The following is a 3,607-nucleotide window of genomic DNA, read 5'->3' on the forward strand; positions in this document are numbered from 1 at the left end:
ATCGCTGGGCGCTTGGCCGGAGCTTTCAGAAACATCGGCCGCGATCGCGAGGCCGATGACATCCTCGCTGGAATGCGCGCGGCCGATTACAATGCGCGCGAGACGGATCCCTTCAAGGACCAGGTCCCGCGTGCGCCCTACCGGCGCGACGCCTCGCCCTATGTTCAGCGCATCCGGCTGCTGTGGCAGAAGATGCGCGAGGACATCCCTGGGCGATTTCCCGCGCTGCCTCCGAAGATCTACGACATCGACGCCTACATGCGGCAGGTCGACGAGATCTACGTCACTGATGCGTACCACTCGCTGTCGATCGAGGGCTATGAGGTCAGCACCGACCTGATCGAGCGGGTCCGAGCGGGAAACTGGAACCCTGCGAGCGACAAGGCCGACCGCGACCTCGAGAATGGACTCGCGGCCCGGGGCTATTGGTTGGCGTTCCAAGCCGTGAAGGGGAGCGTTCGCCGCGCCTTGAGCGGCGATAATCCAGGCGAGGTCGCCGACCGCGACCATGGCGCCTGGTATAGAGAGTTGTTCGCGCCGAAGGTCACTGCGGGCATCCTCAAGCCAGAGAACCTCGCCGGCTATCGCAACGCGGCGGTCTATCTTCGTGGTTCGCGGCATGTACCCCTGAATGCCGACGCGGTGCGGGACGCCATGCCCGCCTTCTTCGAACTCCTCACCGAGGAAACGGACCCGGCCGTCCGCGTCGTGCTCGGCCATTTCATCTACGTCTACATCCACCCTTACATGGACGGGAACGGCCGCACCGGCCGCTTCCTTATGAACGTCATGATGGCGGCGGCGGGCTATCCCTGGACTGTCATCCCGGTTCAGTCGCGCGCCGCGTACATGGCCGCGCTGGAGGCCGCCAGCGTTGAGCAGAACATCGTGCCGTTTGCGGAGTTTCTAGCCAACCAGATCGGCCGGCCCGTTCCTAAGGCCGGCTGACGCGGTGGTCAGGGTCCGGGAGGTTTGGAGCGCATCACATTGTAGCTGGCTGCGCCCAGCTAAAGCGTCTTCAATGATTGGCTTGGCCGACGCGGACACCTCCAGCGCACGCCGCACGACCTCACGCGGATAGACCGGCGCGTGGTCGATGGTGCCGTGATTGAGAATCTCATCGGCGATCTGCTGGTTCTTCTTGTCCAAGAACAGCACGCGGAACGCCTCGCGTTCACAGTGGGCCAGCCGCCTACGGCGTCGCGAGCCAATCCTCGCAACGCAGCCCTTCGACGCGTCCGAACTCAGATAGGTTGCCTGTGATGACTGTCAGCCCCCGGCTTCGAGCATGGCCTGCAATGAGGAGATCATAGCCCCCAATGGGCTGTCCTTTCCGTTCAAGCGTCGCCCGAATATCGGCTGCGTGGTCCGCTGCGGCGTCATCAAACGCAAGGACGTCAAGGCGGGACGCAAAGCGCTCCACTTCGGTCCGATTATGCTCGGGCCGGTCTGACTTGGCTGCGCCATAAAGCAGCTCAGTCAACACGATGGTCGATATGCAGAGACTATCGGTCTCCAGATTGAACCTCCCGCGCACCTGAGGTGGGCGATCTCGAAGGACACGAATGCACAGGTTGGTGTCGAGCAGATAGCGCAGCATCAGAAGGACTCGCGGTCCTGAGTCGGGGGTTGGTCCCGATGTCCCAGGTCCACGCCAGGCGCGTCGAAGAAGTCATCCCAAACAGCATCCGTCGGAACAATTACGCGACGCTTCCCGTCACGAAGAATGGTCACGGAGCGCACGCCCTCAGGAAATGCGACTTCCTTCGGAAGTCTGACGGCCTGCGAGCGGTTCGAATGGAAGAGCGTGGTTTTGGTCATTTCGCACCTGGGATATCCATTAGGTATATCCCAACTCATCCGCTTTCAAGTCCACGATCGGACCGACGCCGCGTAAGTCGAAAGCCAAAGGCGTGGAAGGCGCCTGCCCCGTGCAAGCCGCCCGCGAATGGGAGGGCGTTGCCCTCTCTTCGTCTGCGCTGAGCGGCTTTCTGTTTTCGTCTATGCACGCCTGCGGCCGATCTAACCGGGCGTCCAGCAGATCCCCTTTCGGGAGGGGGCGTCTTTGCGGCGTTCAGACCCGTGCGTCCACCTGCCGTAATGAGGGGTGATTACGCGTCGGCAAATCGAGGCGTTTGGTCTCAACTGGCCTGATCATCGACGATAGGTCGATGCTTCGCACGGCGCGCGACAGTCTAAGCGGCCCTCGGTCAGGGTGTTCTTTTGGTGAAGCGGTCTTCGACAAGAGCTGACGCGACCGGGGCCACCACGATCGTTCCTCATCGCGACCAGGGTTGGCCCCAGCGCGTCTCTGTGAAGATCGGAGATGAGCTTGCCCCTCGGCTTGAAATCGAAGCCAAGGCGTTTGGCCACGTCCCCTCCAAATGGATTGAGGCGCTGCTTCGACGTCGCGTTCTGCAACAACCGACGATGAGCCGCCCCGATGAGCTTGCCTTCATCGCCGTCCAGGTCGAACTGCGACGTATCGGTGTGCATCTGCACCACATCTTGAACCAAATCGAGGCGTCAGCGCCGGCGACAAATCCCGCTCACCTTGCCGAGCTCACCGCACACGCTGACGAAATTCGGCTCCATCTCGCGCGGTTGCGCGCGGCGTTTGCCGGAAATCTCGCCTATTGGGAGGTCCCATCATGAGGGACCATGGCCAGGTCCGCGGGTTTGAGGATGACTGGCGCGCGAGGGCCCTTCCAGGCCGGCGGCCGCCCTCAAACCGGACGTCTCTCCAGCCGGGTTTGGGTCTTGGTCGGGATCAATTGGTCAGGGTGGTGTCGCGCGCGCGCGAGGTGATGGTGACGGTGACCGGCGCCATCCACAGTCGGCCGCAGTTGGTTCGCCACCTGGACTACGTGACGCGGCAAGGCCGGCTGGACTTGGAGGATCAAGACGGGTTTGCCTTGAACGGTCGCCAGGCCCTGAAGGATCTGGCTCTTGATTGGAGTAGTTTGAGGCAGGCCGATAGCCACCGGCGGCCAGACAGTCCGATCGCTCGGACCTTGGTGTTCTCGATGCCGCCGGCGACAGATGGGCCGGCTTTGGAGGCCGCTGTCCGCGCCGCTGCGGTTCGTCTCTGGCGAGATCGTTTCGAGTACGCCTGGGTGCGCCACACCGACACCGCCCACCCTCATGCTCATCTTGTCCTGGGTGCGCTTGGGGTCGGCGGCGAGCGGTTCAATCCTGACCGAATTGACCTAAGGCGAATGCGCGAGACGTTTGCCCAAGAGCTCCGGGCGCGAGACGTCGCGGCGGAGGCGACGCCGAGACGTTTGCGCGGCGTGACCCGCAAGGCCGAGAAGATCGCCGTTCGGAAGATGCGCGAGCAGTATGAGCGTGGAGACGGCGCTGCGCCTCACACTCTGGAAGCCGCCTTCGTGGAGGCCTCCGACGCGGCCTTTGATCGCGCAACGCCCCTGAAGCCCTGGGAGGTGCAGATCGTGGAGACGCAAACCCATGTCCGCGGGCTCTACCTTCAGCAGGCCCAGACGCTGGCGCGATCGCCGGCGCCGGAAGATCGCAAATTGGCGAAGTCCATCGAGACCTTCGTCGCTGATATGCCGCCGGCCGACACCCGCAGGCTGGAAATGGCGCG

The 3,607-nt window shown here is 63.2% G+C and carries 4 protein-coding genes and 2 pseudogenes; 3 read left to right on the plus strand and 3 right to left on the minus strand.

Features of this window, described 5'->3' with window-relative positions:
• Positions 1–948 (plus strand): Fic family protein (locus tag AAC997_RS00025; RefSeq protein WP_340643646.1); only part of this gene is annotated, 948 nt, incomplete at its 5' end.
• Here the strand turns inward: AAC997_RS00025 and AAC997_RS00030 are convergent.
• The 3 genes and pseudogenes from AAC997_RS00030 to vapB all read right to left on the minus strand — a co-directional run.
• A pseudogene (locus tag AAC997_RS00030) lies at positions 907–1,188 on the minus strand (JAB domain-containing protein); the annotation flags it as partial. The gene AAC997_RS00025 and the pseudogene AAC997_RS00030 overlap by 42 nt on opposite strands.
• A gap of 4 nt (positions 1,189–1,192) precedes the next feature.
• Positions 1,193–1,600 carry a tRNA(fMet)-specific endonuclease VapC gene (gene vapC / locus AAC997_RS00035; protein WP_340643647.1) on the minus strand — a complete coding sequence of 136 codons (408 nt, stop codon included), beginning with the start codon at positions 1,598–1,600 and terminating at the stop codon, positions 1,193–1,195.
• A complete protein-coding gene (vapB, locus tag AAC997_RS00040; protein WP_340643648.1) occupies positions 1,600–1,860 on the minus strand; it encodes a type II toxin-antitoxin system VapB family antitoxin in 261 nt (86 codons plus the stop codon). Before vapB ends, vapC begins: the two co-directional genes overlap by 1 nt.
• A gap of 453 nt (positions 1,861–2,313) precedes the next feature.
• On the opposite strand from vapB, the gene AAC997_RS00045 reads away from it, so the two are divergent.
• Together AAC997_RS00045 and AAC997_RS00050 are read left to right on the plus strand one after the other, a co-directional pair.
• Positions 2,314–2,655: a hypothetical protein gene (locus AAC997_RS00045; RefSeq protein ID WP_340643649.1), complete on the plus strand. Its 342-nt coding sequence runs from the start codon at positions 2,314–2,316 to the stop codon at positions 2,653–2,655.
• A gap of 638 nt (positions 2,656–3,293) precedes the next feature.
• Positions 3,294–3,607, plus strand: a pseudogene (locus AAC997_RS00050) (hypothetical protein); the annotation flags it as partial.

Origin of the sequence: Phenylobacterium sp., assembly GCF_037968635.1 — a bacterium.
Lineage (GTDB): Bacteria > Pseudomonadota > Alphaproteobacteria > Caulobacterales > Caulobacteraceae > Phenylobacterium.